15 protein-coding genes and 2 pseudogenes are annotated in these 22132 nt (G+C 43.6%); 8 read left to right on the top strand and 9 right to left on the bottom strand.

Translation table 11 applies throughout. From position 1 onward, the window contains the following. Nucleotides 1–71: 71 nt before the first annotated feature. Nucleotides 72–626 carry an FHA domain-containing protein gene (locus H6G03_RS18015; protein WP_190466131.1) on the bottom strand — a complete coding sequence of 185 codons (555 nt, stop codon included), beginning with the start codon at nt 624–626 and terminating at the stop codon, nt 72–74. A gap of 721 nt (nt 627–1347) precedes the next feature. On the opposite strand from H6G03_RS18015, the gene H6G03_RS18020 reads away from it, so the two are divergent. Together H6G03_RS18020 and H6G03_RS18025 are read left to right on the top strand one after the other, a co-directional pair. Beyond that, nucleotides 1348–5460 carry a DUF2157 domain-containing protein gene (locus H6G03_RS18020; RefSeq protein ID WP_190466135.1) on the top strand — a complete coding sequence of 1371 codons (4113 nt, stop codon included), beginning with the start codon at nt 1348–1350 and terminating at the stop codon, nt 5458–5460. A 186-nt stretch (nt 5461–5646) separates the two neighbouring features. Beyond that, entirely contained in the window at nt 5647–7044 is a 1398-nt protein-coding gene (locus tag H6G03_RS18025) for a lysophospholipid acyltransferase family protein (RefSeq protein WP_190466139.1), read from the top strand. A gap of 38 nt (nt 7045–7082) precedes the next feature. Here the strand turns inward: H6G03_RS18025 and H6G03_RS18030 are convergent, their stop codons facing one another. The 4 genes and pseudogenes from H6G03_RS18030 to H6G03_RS18045 form a co-directional block, all read right to left on the bottom strand. Beyond that, nucleotides 7083–7316, bottom strand: coding sequence for a Nif11-like leader peptide family natural product precursor (locus H6G03_RS18030; RefSeq protein ID WP_190466141.1), 234 nt, complete (start codon nt 7314–7316; stop codon nt 7083–7085). 336 nt (nt 7317–7652) lie between these two features. After that, a pseudogene (locus tag H6G03_RS39530) lies at nt 7653–7733 on the bottom strand (pentapeptide repeat-containing protein); the annotation flags it as partial. A gap of 38 nt (nt 7734–7771) precedes the next feature. Continuing rightward, nucleotides 7772–9379, bottom strand: a complete 1608-nt coding sequence (locus H6G03_RS18040; protein WP_190466144.1) for a mechanosensitive ion channel domain-containing protein — start codon at nt 9377–9379, stop codon at nt 7772–7774. A gap of 311 nt (nt 9380–9690) precedes the next feature. Then, nucleotides 9691–11154, bottom strand: coding sequence for a serine/threonine-protein kinase (locus H6G03_RS18045; protein WP_190466147.1), 1464 nt, complete (start codon nt 11152–11154; stop codon nt 9691–9693). Nucleotides 11155–11446: 292 nt separating this feature from the next. Between H6G03_RS18045 and H6G03_RS18050 the strand changes: the two genes are divergently transcribed. Together H6G03_RS18050 and H6G03_RS18055 are read left to right on the top strand one after the other, a co-directional pair. Beyond that, nucleotides 11447–12238: a C1 family peptidase gene (locus H6G03_RS18050; RefSeq protein WP_190466150.1), complete on the top strand. Its 792-nt coding sequence runs from the start codon at nt 11447–11449 to the stop codon at nt 12236–12238. 121 nt (nt 12239–12359) lie between these two features. After that, nucleotides 12360–13445, top strand: coding sequence for a nucleotidyltransferase domain-containing protein (locus H6G03_RS18055; protein ID WP_190466153.1), 1086 nt, complete (start codon nt 12360–12362; stop codon nt 13443–13445). Nucleotides 13446–13521: 76 nt separating this feature from the next. Here the strand turns inward: H6G03_RS18055 and H6G03_RS18060 are convergent, their stop codons facing one another. From H6G03_RS18060 to H6G03_RS18070, 3 genes are all read right to left on the bottom strand, one after another. Next, nucleotides 13522–14373 carry an Npun_R2479 family HD domain-containing metalloprotein gene (locus H6G03_RS18060; RefSeq protein WP_190466157.1) on the bottom strand — a complete coding sequence of 284 codons (852 nt, stop codon included), beginning with the start codon at nt 14371–14373 and terminating at the stop codon, nt 13522–13524. A 150-nt stretch (nt 14374–14523) separates the two neighbouring features. After that, the gene (locus H6G03_RS18065; RefSeq protein WP_190466161.1) at nt 14524–16035 is read right to left on the bottom strand and encodes a Vgb family protein; all 1512 of its coding nucleotides are present in this window, start codon (nt 16033–16035) and stop codon (nt 14524–14526) included. Nucleotides 16036–16144: 109 nt separating this feature from the next. Further along, nucleotides 16145–16723, bottom strand: coding sequence for a GNAT family N-acetyltransferase (locus H6G03_RS18070; protein ID WP_190466165.1), 579 nt, complete (start codon nt 16721–16723; stop codon nt 16145–16147). A 120-nt stretch (nt 16724–16843) separates the two neighbouring features. On the opposite strand from H6G03_RS18070, the gene H6G03_RS18075 reads away from it, so the two are divergent. Continuing rightward, entirely contained in the window at nt 16844–17593 is a 750-nt protein-coding gene (locus H6G03_RS18075; protein ID WP_190466169.1) for an MOSC domain-containing protein, read from the top strand. Between the two features lie 127 nt (nt 17594–17720). On the opposite strand, the gene H6G03_RS18080 is transcribed toward H6G03_RS18075, so the two are convergent. Continuing rightward, a complete protein-coding gene (locus H6G03_RS18080; protein WP_190466171.1) occupies nt 17721–18518 on the bottom strand; it encodes a glucosamine-6-phosphate deaminase in 798 nt (265 codons plus the stop codon). Nucleotides 18519–18785: 267 nt separating this feature from the next. On the opposite strand from H6G03_RS18080, the gene kaiC reads away from it, so the two are divergent. From kaiC to H6G03_RS18095, 3 genes and pseudogenes are all read left to right on the top strand, one after another. Continuing rightward, the gene (kaiC, locus tag H6G03_RS18085; RefSeq protein WP_190466174.1) at nt 18786–20492 is read left to right on the top strand and encodes a circadian clock protein KaiC; all 1707 of its coding nucleotides are present in this window, start codon (nt 18786–18788) and stop codon (nt 20490–20492) included. Between the two features lie 63 nt (nt 20493–20555). Further along, complete coding sequence (locus tag H6G03_RS18090) at nt 20556–20912, top strand: circadian clock KaiB family protein (RefSeq protein WP_190466176.1); 357 nt, start codon at nt 20556–20558, stop codon at nt 20910–20912. 329 nt (nt 20913–21241) lie between these two features. Continuing rightward, nucleotides 21242–22039, top strand: a pseudogene (locus H6G03_RS18095) (Photosystem Q(B) protein 1); the annotation flags it as partial. Between the last annotated feature and the right edge of the window lie 93 nt (nt 22040–22132).

Here is a 22132-nt window from a genome sequence, read left to right on the forward strand (position 1 = left end):
AAACATTAAAAATTTAAAAATTAATCATCAGTCTACTACCGAACAGAATCGGAAAAGTAACTTTTCCGATTCTACATCCAGTCGGTGATACTGAGCTCGGAGCCAAGTTGCGATGATTCTTGAGAGGTAGTAATAAAAAACTCTACCTGAACAAAGCCTAGCTCTATCAAATCTCCATCGCGAAGGTTGCGACGCTCCAAAGTTGCTAAGGGGCGATTGTTTACTTTGCTACCATTTCTACTACCGATATCTGTAATGTGAAAATCCTGACCTCTTTCGTGCCCAAGTACAGCGTGCTGGCGCGAAACGCAGCGGTCTGGAATCGCGATCGAGCAGTTCGATCGCCTACCGATTAACCAACTAGAAGCACTGTCCACCACTCGAACCACTTGACCTTCTGTAATATTTGTCACTAGGAAAGTTGCGTGTTCCGTGCAGATCGCCTGGATGTAAAAAGGAGTGATTTCGCAGCGTTTCGGTGCGTTCAATATTGGCTCAATAATCGTTGTTACCTTATCGACATCGTGGTTGCAGTTAGCAAACAAAGAGCGTAAGAAGCAGGTGTTCTGCTCCAAAAACTTCAAAGCTCGATCGGTGGAGCTACCGGGTTTACTTAGGTTTTTCATACACCGTTTTCTGAACGATTCTGTGCAAAAACATCAAATTTGAAGATATATACTTCACAACCGTAACGAAAGCCCTAATCAGCTTGAGCTATGCGCGATCGTTCCAGTTAAAATTCATGTGCGAATAGTATTAATAGACATCTACTACATATCAAGAGCATTAACAACCACTTGATTACCTAACTTTACTAAAACTTCATATAAGTGGCTAAATTTAGCCACTTATATGAAGTTTTAGACAAAAAAATACTTAGTATTTACCCTATTGCCAGAATGACATATATGTGTAAATGTCAAGCAGTATAGGGAATATTCCTAAGTATACGTAGATTTATTTGTATATATTTTGATATTTCTGCGTAAGTACGCAAATGGACATATCTGCATACATCGCATATTAAGGGCAAATTTTTTAAGAATAATTAATATAATTTAAAATTACCTAAAATCCTAAAGTAGAACTATACAGAAGAGCTACTTTTGTTACGGAAAGCGCGGTTAAATAAGTAGCGATCGAAGGCAAAATTTTAAGTTAAATGCAAGCTGCATTCATACAATTAGCTTTCTTGTCCCCTTTTCTTTGCACCTCTGGGAGAGTGCGATCGATCGGGACAATCAAAACAGATCGCTTTCAGAAGTGGCATAGCAGCACATAACTAAAGCCTTCAAAAAAGTTCATAATTGGGTATCTCGCAGTGTGAGAGTAGCGACTAAGTAGGAAATGCCATCCCAACCCGACCGTCAGATCAGACTAGAAATGATGCTCTCGTCCTCGCAGCCGACGCTGTTAGAGGGTCTAGACATATGGCTGCGCTTAGGTTTGATTTCTGATGCACAGGTGAGGCAGTTGTGCCAAAAGTATCTCATCTGTCCTCTACCCCAGCCGATCGAGACACTAGAAGTACCTGCGACGACAGTCCCAGCTCAGAGCAAACCGCCACTAACGCCAGTAAACGAACCGCAACCACCGAAGAGGCGAAACAGGATATTCCAGTCCTTATTGGCAGAACTCAGCGTCCGTTGGCTGCTGTTTTTGGGCGTGTTCATGGTCGTTCTGTCGTCCTCTGGGGTACTAGCCGCCAGTCAATGGCAGAGGTTTCCGGCATTTGGACAGTATGCGGTGTTGCTCGGTTACACCTTAATCTTTTGGGGAGCCAGCTTGTGGACAGCTAGACAGAAAAATTTACAATTGACCGCTCAGACTTTGCAACTGGTAACTCTGTTTCTAGTGCCGGTGAATTTCTGGGCGATGGATGCGTTTCGTTTGTGGGGAAACCCTACTGAATGGGTGACTGTAGGAATCGCGTCCCTTACTTTAACGGGCATAACCGTCTTTACTCTCAAAAATCAACCTCGCAATCTCGAATACTCTGTAGCGATTAACTATTTAGGACTTTGCTACCTGCACTGGGGCTGGGAATTTTCAGGATTTCCGCTACTGGCAGTTTATCTGGGAATAGTGGGAACGGTTGCTTTGCTAATTTGGCGGTTTTTCGTCGCCAAACTCCGCTCTCGAAACACTTCGGAAAAAGCGGAGATAGAAACAGGGGAGGATGCTAAAGCCCCTACAGACACAGACCCAAACATAGATTTGCTCCTATCTGGCTTCTCATCTCTGGGCGAGAAGTCTTGGGACAATAATTTGTCCGGATTACCAAATGATTTATTATCAAATGGTTGGCCTACTTCCAGTTCTCAGCTGCCAGCGACAGATCGCCGCCAAGGAAAAGTCGGTATTGTAGTTTATGCTCTTGCTGTTTTGCTGGTGCGGGCGATATTTTCTAACTATGTAGAAATCGGACAACTCGGCTTAGCGGTAGGAATTTGCGGTTGGCTTTTAGCTTGGCTATCGCTGCAACGTCCCAGTCCCTTAAATTTTTCATCGGCGTTTTCACAATCGAATTGGGAAGCGATCGGCGCTATCTTGTTGTTGGTAGGCTGGGTAGTTTCCGTAGGCGTAGATCCAGCTTGGCAGGCGATCGGAGTTAGCGGCTTAGGTTTATGGTTTTTTTGGAGTCGCTTGCAAAGATTTTGGTTGTGGGTGGATTTCTCTGCCATGTTGGGGATTGGGTTGCAGGCAATTTGGTTATTTTGGCGCTTAATTCCTCCAGAAAATCAGGATCGGTTGATAACTACTGCGATCGAGCTAAGCAATGCACAAGAAAATCCCTATCCTTTACTGAGCCTAGTGCTATTTCCCTATGCTATTTGGATAGTCATCCTGACAGACTGGCTCTGGAGACGGTCAAAGTCGGAACTAGCGGAATTTGGAGAAACGATCGCGTTTTCCTTTGGATTGATTACGACTTGCATTAGCTTAGTTAATCCTTTGTTGCGATCGCTCAATTTGCTGGCTGTTACCATCAACTTGGCAATTGTCAATTGGCGACACCCCAGAAGTACCTTGGTGTATCTGACGCACATCAGCATTATTTTGTCGCTTGTCTCCGCGCTCGATTATTTGTTGCCAAATTTGAGTTTAGAAAATTGGGCGACTGTTTTATTAGGTTTAACGATCGCGGAGTGGTTATTAAGTCTTAAAGGGCTGAGAGATCGAGTACCGCAGATACAAACGCCCATCCAAGCAACAGAAAGCTCACTATTATATAAAAATCCAAATCCTAAATCTAAAACTACAAGTCGCAGTGCTTGGTACATAGGTTTGAGCCTAGCTGCGCTGAGTTACATATTATTTGTGGTTGACTTCAGCAGCACTTCTATTTTGAGGTTGTCGTGGCTGCTAGTACCGCTAACTCTGACCTTAGTTGCCAATCGCAGCGAAACACCCCAAAGATCCCTTGCCAATTGGTTAAGCTTAATTGCTTTTGGGATGGCGCAGATTTTGACGGTGTACATACCAGATGCGAGGTTAGTCGGTCTGGGTGTTGCCAGTATGGCGATGTTGGTAAATAGCCGCTATTTACGGCATTTGGCAGCAACATTAGTTACTGTAGGTTTTACGATCGGCTTCCTCGGTTTTAGCTTGTGGGAAGGCTTTCCAGGATTCCTGCCACTGTCGGTAGATGGTTGGTTTCTGGTAAGTGCGATCGCCATCAATATTTTATGGTGGCTGCGAAGTTGGTTGCTGGAACGATCTGTAAAAGCAGTGCAAGCCGCAGCAGAAGGTGTAGGAGAAAAATCCTCTCCATCTTTATATATTCTTTATGCGCGGGCAGCGGATCTGTGGGCGATCGCCCTGTGCAGTCAGGAACTTGTGGTGCTGACATTCCGCAGTGTGGGGATTTATAACGATATTTTTACTGCCGCACTTACGTATTTAGCAACTGCTGTCTTGCTGATGGGGGCAAATTTTTATCGCTGTTTGCCACATCCCAGGAATCTATGTGTTTATGGGATCGCTTGGGGATTCGAGCTGTTCTTAGCAGAAAGTGTGAAATTGGGCGGTGGTTCTTACTTGGATTTAGCCATTGCCAACATTGGTATCTCACTTAGCGGTTATATTCTGGCTTTATGGTGGATAAAACGCAATCCATCAGCGCCCAGCAGTATCAGAATTTTGCCTCTAATTTATGCTTTTTTGGGTCTGGCGCTACGAGGGAGTACTTTCAACAGTTGGACGGGAGTACTTTTATTTGGCGCATCAATTGTTGGACTTGGGATGGGCGGTAAAAGTCCGGCTTGGAAAGCGTTGCAATATCTTTCGCTTACAGGTATTTCTCTATCTGTATACGAACTGGTAATTTATCAAATGCGACTGTCAGGGGGAGGTAACCTAGCAGATGGTTTGACTCTATTGGCAGTAGTGGCTTGTGCGATCGCTTTTATCTATCGCTTGTTGGCAAGATGGTTACAACCATTTCTACACCTCTCCTTAGCAGAAATTATCAATACGGCTCATATTCATTGGGCGCTGGGTAGTACGCTGATGTTTGCTGTGGCGTCGATAGGAGTTGGCACTGGACCCCAACTGACAGTAATTGGAGTTGCGGTGAGTCTGCTGCTAGCTGCTTACGCGATCGCACAGGGACGCTACGAGTTTAGTCGGTTTAATCCTAGTGAGTGGGTATATCTGGGATTAATTGAAGTTGCCGGAGTATGTGCCTATGCGCGATTATTTTGGACGGAACTGAGCGTATTAGATCCTTGGTTGGCAGCGATCGTCTGTGCCATTGCCTTAATTATGTACAACGCCCCTTGGCAAAATTGGGGTTGGCCAGCAACTGCTTGGAAGAACTCAATGGCAATATTGCCTGGATTTACTGTTTTAGCTACAAGTTTAGTAATCGATCGCATCACTTTAATTGTGGTTGCCATTGTTTATTTATTGCTGGCCAAGCTAGCACAAAATGTTCGCTTAACTTATGTCAGCGTTATCATAGTCGAGTGGGTCACTTACCGCTGGTTTTGGCAAGAGATGCAACTCACCAATATCTCGAATAATATCTTGTGGTATGTCATCCCCCTAGCTTTAGCCGTGCTGTACCTTGCCCAAGTCGATCCTGGATTAACGCAGCCAAAACAAAAACAGATTCGTCATATTTTACGCCTGCTGGCAATAGGTTCGATTTGTGGAGTATCTTTATGGACTGAGCATTGGACTGGTTTGGTTTCCGGCATGATAAGCTGTAGTGCGATTTTTGTGGGATTGGCCTTGAGAATAAGAGCTTTCCTGTTTATCGGCACTGTAACATTTTTAATTAACGCCAGCTTTCAGCTAGTGATTCTCAACGATCGCTATTCGTTTTTAAAATGGGCGATCGGTTTGGTTGTCGGTATCGGTTTTATGTTGCTTGCTGCCAATTTTGAAACTCGCCGTTCCCAGATCTCCAGCTTGGTGCGAAATTCGCTCTCGGAATTGCAAAATTGGGAATAGGGCATAGGGCATAGTTAATAGGGGAGGGTTCTATAGATAAATTAGATTTGGAAGAAGTGAATTTCAGCTAAAGTAAATGCTTACCTAAACTCTATAGGGCACAGGATATCGGACAATTTTTTATCTTTTATGTACTTATGGCTTGTGCCCTATCCTCAATACCCCATCCTCCATACCTCAAGTACTATGAACCAAGTTCAACCCCGTTTGGAATTTATCCCCCCAGCTTTCAATCCCCTAGTACTAAGATGTACAGAATTGCTCCTGCCATTTTGGCTGCGATATCAAACTGCGATCGGTGAAATTACAGCTGAAAATGTTGAAGTTTTGGTCGATCTCTACCGTCAGTTTCAGGCAGGTAAAATCCGCTTTTTGATGGCATTTCGCCATCCTAGCACTGAAGATCCGTTCAGCCTGATGTATCTACTTTGGAAATTAGTGCCGCGAGTAGCCAAAAAGCAAGGCGTTTTTCTGAAATACCCAATTCACGCTCATTTTATATACGATCGCGGCATACCTCTGTGGGCTGGATCTTCCGTGAGCTGGCTGTATTCCCAGTTGGGCGGCACCCCCATTCATCGCGGTAAACTAGACCGAGTGGGTTTGCGATCGGCACGCGATTTATTTGCCAATGCACCATTTCCCATGATGGCATCCCCGGAAGGAGCTACTAACGGTCACAATGAAATTATTAGCCCGCTTGAGCCTGGAATTGCCCAAATGGCGTTTTGGTGTGTGGAAGATTTGCTGAAAGCCGAACGTCAAGAACAAGTTTTTATCGTGCCGATCGGCATAAAATACCAATATACTGAATCTCCCTGGAAATCATTAGAAAAGCTGATGAGCGAGTTGGAAATCGATAGCGGTTTACCTGTAGGGATGAAAGACCAAACCGAAGCGATCAATGAAGATTTATCATCTATTCTTCATCCTTCTTCATTGCTTTATCGAAGACTTTATCGATTGGGCGAGCATATATTAACTTTAATGGAAGACTTTTATATCCGCTTTTATCATCAAACACTGCCAAAAGCACCAGAAATATCAACCGAGAATGCTAACGAAGTACTGGCAATACGACTCAAGGCACTGCTTGACGTGGCATTGCAAGTAGCGGAAAAGTCTTTTAACCTTCCCGCTAAAGGCAGTTTAATCGATCGCTGTCGCCGTTTGGAACAAGCGGGTTGGGATTGGATTTATCGAGAAGATATCAAGAACCTAGAAGCATTATCGCCTCTAGAGCGCGGTTTGGCCGATCGCATCGCCGAAGAAGCGGCACTGCGAATGTGGCATATGCGACTGGTAGAAAGTTTTGTGGCTGTCACTGGCAGTTACGTTTTGGAAAAACCAACGGTAGAAAGATTTGCCGAAACAACTTTATTACTTTGGGATATGTTAACCCGCATTAAAGGCGGTAATCCCTTCGGGCGTCCGCGACTTGGTAAGCAAAAGGTAAAAATAACGCTGGGAGAACCTATATCGGTTTCATCTCAATGGGATGCCTATCAAACCAGCCGCCGTAAAGCTGTTGCCGATTTAACTCAAAATTTGCAAAATGCTTTACAAGATTCGATCGCAAATTGATTCGCTTTAGGGGTGGGCAATGCCCACCCTACAAAATATTACCTTGGCAGCAGATGCCGCCGAGGGCCTACACCCGGATTGATCGCAGAAGCGATCTCTTCTGGAGACAATTTTTCGATCTGAATATGCAAATCTTCAACAGTGAACTGATAACCGCGTTCTCCGGCAATTTTGACAAAAGTTTCTGGATCTTTGGTTGCTTTTAGTTTAGCTTTTAAAGCTTCATCTTGCTGGATAGCTTTAAAAAAGCGGGCAGCAGATTCCTGTGTCATGACCTTACGTCCTTATTCTAATGTGAATTTCAAATCCTGTAGTTCAAGTTGCAGGGGCTTGTAGATCTTGGAAATAGTAATTTGGGTTGAGCTGAATAAACTCAACCTCTGCTGTGAGAAGGCCACTTGGCATCGTGCGATCGCCTACCCCTTATCATATAAGGATAAATCCAGCAACCAAGAATTTCACTAAATCTTGACATAAGTTAAAGCTTTTGGTCTCAGAGATAACCAAAAGATGACAACCTTTATGGTAAAGGATACCGTTGGCGAATTAACTGGGGAGTCTAACCCCTCAATCGATTCGCCAACAGTATCGTAGAAGGTTCAACCAAGCTACTTGTGAATAGAGGCAAGAAGCAAAGTTGCCCCAGATAGGTTGGCTGCTGATAAGTCTGTTTGTTGCAAGTTTGCCCGATCGCTTGGGTATAGTTAACTAAGTTGTTAACGAAAAATTAATTTTCAACTTTAGAGTCTCCATTATTTGGCTGATTGTTCAAAATTACTACATTGGCAGAATCGGGGAATGTAATTCCTTCTCGATCGAACACATCTTTGATCATCTTACGCAGTGTGCGTTCAATTCGGAAATGATTACCCGGTTTTACTTTTGTGATGGTACGAATTAACAATTCAGAACTTCCAAACTTTTCCACACCTTCTACCAGTGTTGGTTGCAGTACCTCTGGGTAATTTTTCTTTAAATCTTTTCCGATTCCTTCCAAAATTTCGTACACATAATTGAGGTCAGTATCATAGGAAATGCCAACTTCTACTACAGCATAAATATACTGCTTAGAGTAGTTAACAATATCTTTTATTTCTCCATTCCTAAGAATGTGTTGCTGACCGTTAGAATGCCGGATACGAGTAGTTCTTAGGTCAATCGCTTCCACAAAACCAGATGCTTGATTAACCTCGATATAGTCACCTACTAAGTAATAATTTTCAAACAATATAAAAAATCCACAAACTATATCATTGATGAGGTTCTGCGCTCCAAAACCAACTGCTATACCTAAGATACCCACACCTGCTAAGATAGGGGTAGGATCGATGCCGATCAGCTTGAGGATGGTAACCGCCGCAGTGAAGTAGATAGCGTATCTCAGGAAACTTTTGAATAAGGGGATGATTGTCAGCCGTCTCTGTTTTTGTAATTCCGTTAAATCTTCACTTCTGAGGACTAAATCTTCTAGAATCGCATTGGCGACTTGGATTAAAACACCGCTAATAAAGAAAATACCAATAATTTCAAGGATTTTAGTACCGTAAACAGCCATCCAAGCAAGAAAATCTATTTGCTGAACCACAATAGTTGCTATGCCAACATAGATGACGTACTCCAGACGTTTTTTCAAAAGTGTAACCAAGTGTCGGAGAGGTTCGTAGAAGCGTAGCAAATTGTCGGGTCTTGCATTTCTAGTAGCTACGACGTCGATAGTTTCAACAATAGTGGATATGGCTTTAACAATGAGTAAGCCAATTGCAATGATGATATAAATTTTTAAACCAACAGATAGATAATTCGGAACGAGTTTTGGCAGTCCGAAAAATTGCGAGGATAGAATAAGAACAAATATCCAAATGATATTGGTGAGGTTCGTTTTTAGGAAGTTAAAAAAAACGGCTATGCTCTCATCATTACCTTCAATGTCATCAAAATTTTGAGCCCGAACGCAGGCCAAGTCTAAGAAACGATGTAGGGGTGGGATGCCATACCTAACCAACCACAAAAGGATAACAGTTTTGAAGCTGGCGGCAACTAAATTTAACCATAATTGCGGCGGAATACCGCGAATTAAATTTACTTGGATTTCCAGAACATTTTTGCCTTGAAAAATCAGAAAGCCGTTCCCAACTACCAGTAGCAGACACAGCATTGCACAAAGAAAAATTAAACCACGCCTGATATTGCGCCGCTGGCCTAGTAGTTTCTCAGTTTTTCCCTCCAACCAAGAAACATTCTTAATCAGCTTAAAGCTGATTCCCACCAGCCAGTAAAACACAGAGAAAGCGAGAATCAGAACACCTACTTCAGCAAGGATAATTACAATGTCCACTTTGATTTACCTGGTAGCTATATTTATTTTATAATTACATAAATTAAAATTATAATAAATAAAATTAATTTAAAATACTTAATTCTATAAGTAAAATCAATATATTAACGCGAATCTTTGCTGTGTAAGCATTCCCATTCCCAATGCCTCTTGCCAAATGGTCAAAAAAACCCCTTTTCCACTGGAAAAGTAGGGAAGAGCTATATTGGTTAACAAACTCACGAAGCGACAACAAGCACTCAAGCATTTACTGGGTGTGAGGTTGATTGGTTTTTGTCAATACAAATAAGTCATATATTCTCAAAAAGACTCTAAATTCCTTCCTCAAGCAAATTCTCCGCTATTTTATACCATTCTTCACGCAAAGCGGCATCTTCTGGTTTATTAGTTAGGGGACGTCCGCGTAACTCCGGATGTTTGGCATGAAATCGCTTATCGACTTTAGCGATAAATACTGCTTCTGAAATTCCGGCAGCTTGGCGACGACTGGCAATTTTTGCGGCTCTATCTTTTTCGCTAAAAGTGGGAAGAGATGGGAAAAATTTTCGGTCTGGTAGAGCGATCGATCTTGTCGCCTGCATCAGCCAATTAAAGCCTGCCCAGGCAGCAATTCCGGCTATTACAGTCAAACTAACGCCTGCAATTCTTTTTCCCCAGCTTCTCAAGAAACCTTTGGCTGGAGACTTTACTATTGTGGGACTGGATGGAGTTGTGGCTGTCGGTGCGGCGGGATGGGGTTTGGCGGGAGCAACCACAATTGTACGGATTTGGGTAATGTTTGGTTGTACGGGTTTTACGGATGGTACGGGTTGTACTGGTTGTACTAGTTGTACGGATGGTGCGGGTTGTACTGGTTGTACTGGTGTGGTAGAAGGGAAATACTTAAGTACTTCGTCAGCAGATTGATAGCGATCGCGTGGTTTATAAGCCAACATTTTCTTTAGCACTATTTCCAGTTGAGAACTAACTTTTATTACCTTTCCCCAATGCCAAGTTCCTTTATAACTATCGTACAAATCCTGGGGCTTCTTGCCAGTTAGCAATACAAGTGCCGTCACTGCCAAAGAGTATAAATCGCTATTGGGAAAAACTTGTCCCTGTTGCAGTTGTTCCTCTGGGGCATAACCTTCTTTACCTAAAAGAGTCGGTAATTTACCTACTTGAGTAAACTGGGAAATAGCTGCGATCGCAACTTGCTTGACACCACCAAAATCAATTAACATCGGCAAGTTATCGGCAGACCTGATGATTATGTTATCTGGAGAAACATCCCGGTGAATCACTCCCTGTGAGTGGATGTAAGACAGCACAGGCAAGATTTGTGCGAGTATTTGCTTAACTTCTGCTTCTGGAAAAGTACCGCGAGATTTTAATAAATCCCACAAAGTCCGACCTTCAATGTAATCTTGCGCCAAAAACAAGCAACTACTTCCAGCAATATTTGCCTCAAAAAATTCCCGAAACCCCGGTACTTGTGGATGTTTGAGTTGATAAAGCGCACCGGCTTCGCGCTGAAATAACTCCTTGGCTTTTTGTAACTCGCCTGCGCCTTTAACTTGAGGAGCAAATTCTTTGAGTACGCAGCGTTCGTTAAAGCGATGCAGATCCTCTGCTAAATAGGCGCGTCCAAAACCACCCGCTCCCAAATGCTTCAGAATGCGATAGCGAGTTTCCAGAATATGCCCCACAGCTAGCCAAAGCGGTTCCCCGCATTGGAAACAAAAGCGGTTCTGAGTCTGGTTTTGGTGTCCTTTACTGCAATAGAGAGGCATCATAGGTTTGGGGCAACTTCTGGAAATATGATAGCTCTGCCTTATCTCAAATTCTAAGCTTGACTGTGAAAATCTGAATGATAACCTAATCGTCTCCACAGTCAGATTTGGCAGTAATAGAAATCTTTGTATTCTCTTGTTGCTACTTTCAAATTTAATTGGTAATTTTTCTACGGATACAGTTCACACGCCTAGCGGCAAAGTATGACGAAAAGTTAAATTTTCGACCTCCGCAAGTGCGGCAAGATATGATCCTCATGCAACACTTAGTCCCCTACGACACGCATCTATACTTATGAAGCACATCAGACGAGTTCTCGCCTTGACCGCGATCGCCCTGCTGCTGTTCTGTCTCCACCCACTATCTGTCCGCGCTGCCCGACCGAATACTGTAATCGTCCCCGAAACGTATGTCCCTCAAACAGAATACTTTCTCAGCGATCGAGAACAGTTCCCAGTCCGGTCTTTGGGTCTGTGCGGTAGTTCGGCGATCTTCTCTACGATCGAGGCGTATCAATATAAATACAGGCTTAATATAGGTAGTCGTATGATATCAGTGCAAAACCCGATTAATAACTTAGGAAAGAAATGGTTATGGGACACTTGTATCAACGACACCGACCCGAAAGACGTACTGGCATATGAGGCAGATTTAGACCATCTCTACGAGGATCTAGACCCATTTACAAGTAAATGCGACCCCGATGCGTGGGATACGAAATGTGCAGGGCAGAGCGGCTCGTCTCGATGTACGGGAACAGGGTTGTATTATAATAGTTACGACGTGGCCAACCCCGATCCGCGCACGATTAAGTATGTGATAGAAAGCGATCGACCAGTGATAGCCAGGATCAGGATAGATGGCAGGTGGGGGCAATACCACGGTGGCGTATATCACAATCAACCCACAACACAGCCAAATTTTGTCATATCAGTAACTATATGGGGATTTGGACACGACGAGAGTGATGGAGATTATTGGTTGGTCAAGAATAATTGGGGGCCGACCTGGGGCAACAATGGCTGGATGCAATTAAAAATCGACACTCAAACAGTACTGACAGCCTACGCACTACCGCCAAATTAGGTCAAGAACTCACCGTCAACCCTAACGGGTATGACGGGAGTCCCCTTGCCGCATCTCAGATGGGAACGCCAGACAAGAAAGAGCAAGGGATTTCCCTAAGATCGTTCTCGAACTAACTCTTATGAATCGTCAAGAAGTCGAACAAAGAACAATTCTCATCGCTTTAACGGGCAGTCGAGGTTACGGTTTAGCTACGGAAACTTCTGACTATGACTATCGCGGTATCTTTGTGGCGACGAAGCCTTATTATCTAGGATTAAAACAGATTGAGCAAAAGGATACGGGTTGGACAGAAGAACCGGGAGAATTTTCTTATTTAACGAAAGATACTTGCATTTATGAGTTAAGGAAGTTTCTGGATTTGTCTGTAGACAACAATCCCAATATTTTAGAACTGCTGTGGTTCAAAGACTACGTTCACCTCACGGAAGTTGGCAGAACCTTAATCGAACATAAGCAAATGTTTCTGTCAAAAAAAGTCAGACAGACTTACGCTGGTTACGGTTATGCTCAAATCAAAAAGTTAGAGTCTCACCGCCGCTGGTTACTCAATCCACCTCAAGATAAACCGAAACCGGAAGATTTTGGTTTGGCATCAAACGAACCGCTCACAATCGTGCAAATTAATTCGTTTCTGGAATATCTCTATATTTTGATAAGGGAACGCATTCAATTTTTGTCAGAGGCGGAAGAGCTTCATAATTTGCTGATGGCTGAAATAGATTTCAAGGCTGTATTAAAACAGTATCCTTTGCCAGAAGAGACTCTAGAATATACCAGGAACATCACTAACACATCGGAAAATTTTATTAAATTGCTGCAAAAAAGTCAACAGTACCGTAGCGCTCGCAGAGAATATGAAAACTATCAAAAATGGAAGCAAAACCGCAATCCGGCAAGGGCGGCAATGGAAGCCAAAGTAGGGTACGATGCTAAATTTGCTATGCAGGCTATTCGGCTGTTAAAAAGTGGAATTGAGATTTTGGAGACGCAAAGGGTGATAATCGATCGCAGAGAAGCAGGTGATGCCGAAGAGTTACTGGCAATTAAAAAGGGCGAGTACAGCTATGAACAAGTAATGGCGATCGCTAACAATTTGTACAGTCACCTTGATGTTGCTTATGCTAAATCTACACTGCCAAAAAACGTGGATAAAGAAGCCGTTAATCAACTTTGCATTGATTTAGTAACGAGACAAGGATGGTAACTTTATCTAATTATAATTGTAGGGTGCTTGGGAAAGCACCCTACAAGTAAATTTGCGCGAACATTTACCAATATATTTAAGATGCCCCAACATTAGATTGCTCATGCTCCACTACGAATACATTCGCGTAGAGATTAGCTAAAACTTGTTTCCCTTCTTGCGTCAGTTCTAAATAGCGCAGCCCATCTTTAATGTAAGGATAGACTACATTCCAGTAAAACTTGGCATAATTTTGACGCACATCGCCTGGGTGATGATAGCCTAAGTTTTTATTCACACCCGTTTCTTCAAATTCATAGTAGAGGGCGCTAATCTTTTTCAGATATCGCGGATCGCTCAACTGACCGATGAGATCGGCGGCGCGAACTAACCCTGGATAGTTGAGTGTATCTTGGTGATCCTCATCTGCGGGTATGGGGAAACGAGTGAGCTCGATGTTGCGCTTAATGATCTCCGCATCAATTAGCTTGTGATATCCAAAGCGCTCCTCAATAAAAAGTTTGCCTCGGTCTACGTGATAAGCAGCTAAACTGGCATCGGATGACCCTGGCGGCAGCTGGATCATTGTGCCGTTTATGCCGGTGGCGCACAATCTGTCATATGGATGATCTTGCCTGCAAACGCCCTTAACGTAACCGATATCGTGACACAACAAGGAAATGATGGCGTGTAACCAATCTTCACAGGATACCCCACCTTCGCGAATGTGTTTGCCTCGCAGAATTTCTTGTCCGACTAAGGTGACTAAGATGGTGTGTTCGACATTGTGATAAAGAGCGTCGCTATTGGCGATATTTTCTAGGGCCATACTTCCGGCCCAACCAATTATATCGGCGTAGTCGGGTTTCCAGCCGCCATAGGTGCGTCTGTAACCTTCTCGCAGCTGGTGGACGAAGTGATCGATGATGAATTGAGTAGCATCAAACATGATGTGAAACGAGACACGACAGGTAGTGGGCGAGTTATGCGGTTTGTGACCGCATTAGTTTAAATGTTTACTTTTTATGATGAAATGTTTCCCTGGTGAACTGGGTGATGGTAGGCACCACCCATTGTGACTTGAGTTCTACCGATGCGGTTAACCAAGAAAAAATGTGATGCCGATCGGACGAGCTAATCTGGTATCGGGAGGCACCAATAGAGATCTGGTAGTTCCGTTGTAACGCAAGACTGCACCTATGTTAGAAGCATTTCGGCGATTATCGAAACCGACAACAAACAGGTTGCCGTCGGGTGCAAACGCCAAGCTACCGATGAAATTGCTACTGGGAGAAGTGCCAGTATAATTTGTCGATAAAACGCTGACTGAATTGCCGGTTTCCAAATCGTAGCGTCTGATATCGTTGGCGAAGTCGCTGACGTAGAGGTCGCCGTCTATGGGATTTATTGCCATTCCCAGAAGACTGACAAAGCCAAAACTTTCCGGTGACGGTGAAGGGGATGCAAACACGGTGGATTGCTTTGTTTGGATGTTGTAGCGCAATAGCTGACTGGGGAGACCGTCGCTAAAATCGGCTTCGCCATTACGTGCGATGCTACCTTCAGTGGTGACGTAAAGGCTACCGTCGAGGCCAAACAGCAGACCGTTTGGCCCGTTTAAGCCGCCCGGTTGTTGGTTTCCTGTCGCAAATACGTCGATGAATTGGCCTGTTTTTCCGTTGTAGCGCAGGATTCGATCGCTCAGAAAACTGCTGACGTAAAGATTGCCATCGGGGCCAAAGGCTGTACCGTAGGGGCGAAACAAACCGCCCGTTTCGTCAGCGGGTGTGTTGGGATGATCGCCAACGAAGACATCGATAAATGCTCCCGTGACGCCATCGTAACGTAAGATGGCGGAAGCGCCCTGTTCTCTTGCAGTTGCGGGTTTATTTCCGCTGCTGATATAAAGGTCGGAGATGCCATCGCCGTTACCGTCTGGCCCGTAGAGCAGGTTGTCGGGAGAAAACAGTCCGCCGCTGTTGGCGGGAATGAATTCTCCTAGAAAAGTTCCGGTTTTGGGATCGAAACGCAGTACGTTGTTACCTTCGGTATTGCCAACTAGAAAAGTATCTAATACGCGGAAAGCTTGGACGGGGAAGCGTTGTTCTTTAATGCCGAATTTGACGAAATGGTCAAATGCTGTGAGTTCTCCCCGTTGAACAGCTGCGGCAACATCTGGATTTCGCTGTAAATAAATGCGGGTATTGAAAAGTGTATTGGGGTCGCGATTTTCAAATTGACCGAATTGCTGGAAGTGGTCGTAAGCGGTAATGCGATCGCTTTCTACAGCAGTGGCAACATCTGCATTTTTTTCTAGATAAGCGCCGGTATTAAATAATGTGCTGGGGTCGCGACCCTCAAATCGACCAAATTGCTGGAAGTGGTCGTAGGCGGTAATGCGATCGCTTTCTACAGCAGTGGCAACATCCGCATTTCGTTCTAGATAAAAGCTGGTGTTAAATAGGGCGCTGGGGTCGCGACCTTCAAATCGACCGTATGCGTTAAAGTGGTCTAACCCGCTGTTAAATAAACCGTTAATTAGGGCAGATGCAACATCGGGATTGCTGTTTAGATAAAACTTTTCGTCAAAAAGTCCTATAGCGTCTACCATAAAATAGATTTTTCCTCTTTTCTTGAGTTGGCTAAATTAGTGAATTTTACACTTGAAAGAGGCTTTAGTCAACTTAGCGATCGCCTTTTGTCTATCCTCTCCTTACGCTTCAGTTACCAAATAGCAGCGGTAAGATTATCGCTAAGAGAAAGAAAAGCATTAGCAATACGTACATTACCCAAGTGATAATAATTTCTATCCGATTTGGTAGAATCAATACTTTTTTCATTACTATCACTGGTATGGGAACTCCAATACCAAGCGAAATTGTAACTTCCTTGACATTTTGATATCCTTGCGATCGATAAAATTGTACGGCATTGAGGGCAGCAGAAACCCACAAACATCTAATTCGTCTTTTTATTGCTTCATCTTCTAAAACTGTCAATAATTTTGTCCCTATGCCTTGACGAACAAACGCTGGAGCGACGAATATGGCGTTGATGTTTGGATCGATAAGTGAAAGTGCAGAGAAGCCAACTATTTGACTTTCTGTTTCGGCTACAAAAATAATTTCTGGCCAGTTGCGACCTTGTTTTTTGTTATTGAGTAATGTTTGCAGTTGACTCGCGTTATAATCATGAGCGCAAAGGACTTGAATAGAATCAACTTGAAGTTTGGTTATTTCGCTCATGTCTTGCGACTGTGCAAGGCGAATCGAAATGGGAGTGTGTTCAGTGGGGGACACTTTCAGAAAAACAAAGTTAAGGGATAGATTAGTCTATTCTAGGGCACGTTCTCCAGAACTGTAAATTAATATCCGATCGCATATAATTTTACCATCGTTAATTTGCTTAATAACTTAATAATGAAGGTTACAAAACTTTTTGTCAAACAGCAACATAGAATGCCCGTAAAAGAGTGTAAAATTATTAGTTTACGTCGGGAATACGGTATTGAGGGAGATATCAACGCACAAGCGGGTAGTCCGCGTCAGGTGCTGATTGCCAGTACGCCAACTCTGGCTGATTTTAACTTAAATCCTGGCGACTTGGGAGAAAATATCGTTATTGATACGCAAGTCGAAAGTTTTTCATCCGGTCAAGTTTTGCAGGTGGGAAAATCAGCACTCATCCGACTGACTTTTATATGCGAACCTTGTGCAAATTTAGAGAAAATTCAACCAGGTTTAGCTAAAAGGATCGCAGGTAAACGAGGATTTTTAGGAATTGTCGTTAAGGATGGTGTTATTGAGTTAGGTGACGAAGTTTCTTTAACTTCGCAACTGTTTCCAGCACTTCCTGATGATACCAAAGGACGGTTTAATGAATTTGTCCGGAGAATTCCTCCAGGAAAAGTGGTTAAAACATCGGATTTATTGTTAGCGCTGGGTGTATCGAAAGCTTACTATCGGACTATTCCTATTTTTTTGAAAAAAGCTAGTAGGGATTTGCCTATTCATCGGATTGTTCGCGCCGATGGCAGTTTGCTTTCGGAGTATATTTCAGAGCAAGAGCAATTGCTAAAGCAAGAAGAAATTGAAATTGCGTATAATCGAATATCCAGCGATAGCCACTATTGGGATACCTGGAATTTTCACGAATTAGAATTGTTATAATGAGCAAAATATGATATGATGATGGGTTAGGGCACTGCAATCAATTATTAGTTGAAAAGGCTAAATTTATCGCCTGTGCCTAACCCACCCTACGGTTAGATAAGCTTTTAAGAGCGTAAAAAATAAGTCAAAGCAAGCTGGCTGAATCTACATCCAAAAATAATATTGCTTGCTCATGTCGCCGAAGTACAGAAGCAGGAATTGCCGTACTAATTTCTCCTTTCAACATATCTCTAACTGGAGCAGCTTTGCGTTCTTCTGGCGCTAGGCAAAAGATTTTTCTTGCAGAGAAAATCATCGGAATGGTGAGTGTAAAAGCATATTGCGGTACGGCTGATAAATTGGGAAAATGACCTTCGTTTACTTGTTGTTCGCGTGTCTTTTCATCCAACTTTACCAGTTTGATAAGTCTAGTTTCATCGAAAGATGCTACAGACGGTTCGTTAAAAGCTAAATGTGCGTTTTCTCCTACACCAAGACAACAAAGGTCGATCGGTTGAGCTTGCAAAAGTCGGGTGTAGCGATCGCACTCCTTTAATGGTTCCATTGTATCGCCTTCGATATAATGAAAAGCAGCGGGATTTACCCGATTTTCCACTCGATCGCGCATATATCGCCGAAAACTGGCGGGGTGTTCCCGATCGATTCCCAGATATTCGTCGAGATGGAAAAGCGTAATTTTAGTCCAATCTACGCCGCCTTTGACAATCAGAGCATCTAGAAATTCGATTTGGGAATTGCCTGTAGCCAAAATTACAGTAGCAGAACCCTGTTGCGCGAGGAGGTTCTGTAAATAATCTTGTGCGAGTTGCGCCAAATCTTGAGCCATTGTAGCTTGCGAGTCGTACACTCGCACTGACAAGGCATCGACCCGAAAAGTTTTGACGGGTGCAGGTGATTGGGAAGTGCTTTCTGGATTAGACATAGTTCGATTCTACCGCTCCTGGTTTCTCCCGAAAGAAGGAGACTGGCTTCTATCGAAAGAACGTTTTTATGGTTGAGTCCGTGTGAAGAAATGGGAAAAATCGGAAATATAGTGGAATTTCAACCTAGAATGGAGTTAGTAAGATAAAAGAGGGGAATCTGCAACAACTGCTTGTGTCTATATAGCAACAAAACCAGGAACGACAAGCTCTTTTTGCAGCTGCTGGTGAGGCCACTGTTTGAATTCCCGCTCACTTTTTAACTGGATATGACTGAACAAAAGACGATCGCACAGCCACACAAGGCTATCCTAATCAAATGTCCGACCGGAATTCAGGGACTTGACGAAATTACCGATGGGGGATTACCGCAAGGGCGTCCCACACTTATTTGCGGCAAAGCTGGCTGTGGCAAAACGCTAATGGCGATGGAATTTCTGGTACGCGGCGCACTTGAGTACGACGAACCGGGTATTTTCATGTCCTTTGAAGAATCTGCCCAGGAACTGACGGAAAATGTCGCTTCTCTTGGTTGGGATTTAAAGGATCTGATTGCCGAAAAGAAAATGGGGATTTATTACGTTCATGTGGAACGCAGTCAGATTCAAGAAACGGGCGAATACGATTTGGAAGCTTTATTTGCTCGGCTTGGTTATGGGATCGACTCTATTAATGCCAAGCGAGTTGTTTTAGATACAATAGAAGTTTTGTTTGGCGGTTTATCTAACGAAGCTGTGGTACGAGCGGAATTAAGGCGGCTTTTTCTGTGGTTAAAATCCAAAGGAGTTACCGCGATCGTTACCAGCGAAAGTGGTAATAATACACTGACACGGCACGGTTTGGAAGAATACGTTTCTGATTGCGTAATTCGCCTGGATCAGCGCGTCAACGATGAACTTTCTACGCGACGTTTGCACATAGTTAAGTATCGCGGTTCTAGACACGGCACGAATGAATATCCATTTTTAATCCAAGAGAACGGTATTTCTGTTTTGCCCATTACTTCGATCGCATTAGAACACGAAGTATCCAACGAACGCATATCAAGCGGTATCGATCGCCTGGATACAATGCTGGGCGGTAATGGATTCTTTCGCGGTAGCAGCATCTTGATTTCCGGTACGGCTGGAACTGGAAAAAGTTCTATTTCCGCCCATTTTGCCAACGCTACTTGTCAGCGAGGGGAACGATGTCTCTATTTTGCCTTCGAGGAATCTGCAAACCAGATTGTTCGCAATATGCGCTCGATCGGCATCGATCTGGAAACAGCAATAAAAAAAGGTCTGCTGAAAATCAAAGCCTTACGCCCTACTATGTATGGGTTAGAAATGCACCTTGTCAATATCCATCAGTTGGTTAACGAATTTAAACCGACTGCCATTATTATCGACCCGATTTCCAATCTCACTTATACCGGCAACGAAAGTCAAGTCAAATCATTTTTAATGCGCTCGATCGATTTCTTTAAAACCAAACAAATCACGACTTTATTGACAAGCTTAAATTCTAGTGGCGCTCTTGTGCAACAGACAGACGTAGGGGTTTCATCCCTAATGGATACCTGGCTGATGCTGCGCGATATAGAAAGTAACGGCGAGCGCAATCGCTTGCTTTACGTACTAAAATCTCGCGGTATGGAACACTCGAATCAAGTGCGCGAATTCCGCTTAACCAGTTCTGGAGTAGAATTAGTGGATGTGTATCTTGGAGCGGGCGGTGTAGTTACGGGTACAGCCCGCACTGTGCAAGAAGCGCAGGAAAAAGCTGCTGCTTTGGCTCACCGACAAGAAATCGAACAGAAGTACCGCGATATCGAACGTAAGCGCAAAGTGATGGAAGCCCAAATTACGGCTTTGCAGGCTGAGTTTGAGAATGAGAAGGAACAAGTGGAGCGCATAATTCAACAAGAGGAACAACAAGAGGTAACATTGCTTCAAGAACGGAGAAAACGAGCCGATATGCGTCGGGCAGATTAACTAAAAAAATTGTTTAAATACTGCAATTGTAAGTAACATAAAGTCAGGTAAGGAAGGATAGCGATGAATAATTTTATAGAATATAAGGGGAGCGCAAATGCAGAGTCGAAAAACTCTCAAGAAGTGCTAGGCGAAGATGATTTAAATTTAGAGTTAGAAAAATACGTTCTCCATTTATACGTGGCAGGAAACAGTCCCAAATCAGTACGAGCTATCCAAAAGCTTAAAACTATATGCCAAGAATACCTGCAAGGGCGTTACGAACTTGAAATAATTGATATCTATCAGCAACCAGAACTCTTAGAACAAGAGCAAATTTTCGCCGTTCCTACACTTATAAAGAAACTTCCACCTCCTTTACAGAGGTTGATTGGGGATATGACTAATACAGAAAAAGTCATCGTTTCTTTGGGTCTTTGAAGGGACTGGGGTCTAGCCTCGACGCTCTAACCGCTTTTTTACTTCACAAAAGGCATAGCTCGATCCTACTAATCCCAATGTTTCGCGCAAGCAATCTCTTTGGCTTCTACCTGTCAGAAGAATAGTTGCGATGGTGAAGCCGCCAAAATAATAACCGAATATTCCATTTTACAACTAAGTAGAGAGATTTGTCAAACTAAAGTTTTTATCTCGTCGAACTTGACAACTAAATAACTAGATGGTTATATAAATATAGTAGGCGATCGACAACGTTGCTGCGATCGTGCCGAACATAATCGCATTTATCTAATTACGGAGTTTTTCGAGCGATGACAAGCACTGTAGCAAGACCTACAGGCGATAGCCTGTGGTCGCGGTTTTGCGACTGGATTACCAGCACGGATAATCGGCTGTATATTGGCTGGTTTGGCGTGTTAATGATTCCTACCGTCCTAACTGGAGCGATCGTTTTTATTCTGGCGTTCGTTGCGGCTCCCCCTGTGGATTTGGACGGGATACGGGAAGCAGTTTCCGGCTCTTTGCTCTATGGCAACAATATCATTACAGCTACCATAGTTCCAACTTCAGCTGCGATCGGCTTGCACCTGTACCCAATTTGGGAAGCAGCTTCTGTGGATGAATGGCTTTACAATGGCGGCCCGTACCAATTAATCGTACTGCACTTTTTGATTGCCATATATGCGTACATGGGTCGCGAATGGGAGCTAAGCTATCGATTGGGAATGCGTCCTTGGATTGCAATTGCTTTTTCTGCTCCTGTTGCGGCTGCAACTGCCGTTCTGTTGGTTTATCCCATCGGTCAAGGCAGCTTTTCTGATGGATTGATGCTGGGAATTTCCGGCACTTTCAACTTCATGATCGTTTTCCAAGCAGAACACAACATTCTCATGCACCCTTTCCATCAGTTAGGTGTAATTGGTGTGTTCGGCGGTGCGCTGTTTGCCGCGATGCACGGTTCTTTAGTCACTTCTAGCTTGATCCGGGAAACGAATGAAAACGAATCTGCCAACTATGGCTATAAGTTCGGTCAAGAAGAAGAAACTTACAATATCGTAGCAGCTCACGGTTACTTCGGACGCTTGATCTTCCAATACTGGAGTTTAGACTATCGCACCGCAGGTGCGATGTCTAAACTTTGATTGACACAGAGAAGACTAAGTAAGAGCTACCTGTCCTCACTAAAGTAAAAAGATGGCGAA

It is taken from the genome of Aerosakkonema funiforme FACHB-1375 (genome assembly GCF_014696265.1).
In the GTDB taxonomy this organism is placed as follows: Bacteria; Cyanobacteriota; Cyanobacteriia; order Cyanobacteriales; family Aerosakkonemataceae; genus Aerosakkonema; species Aerosakkonema funiforme_A.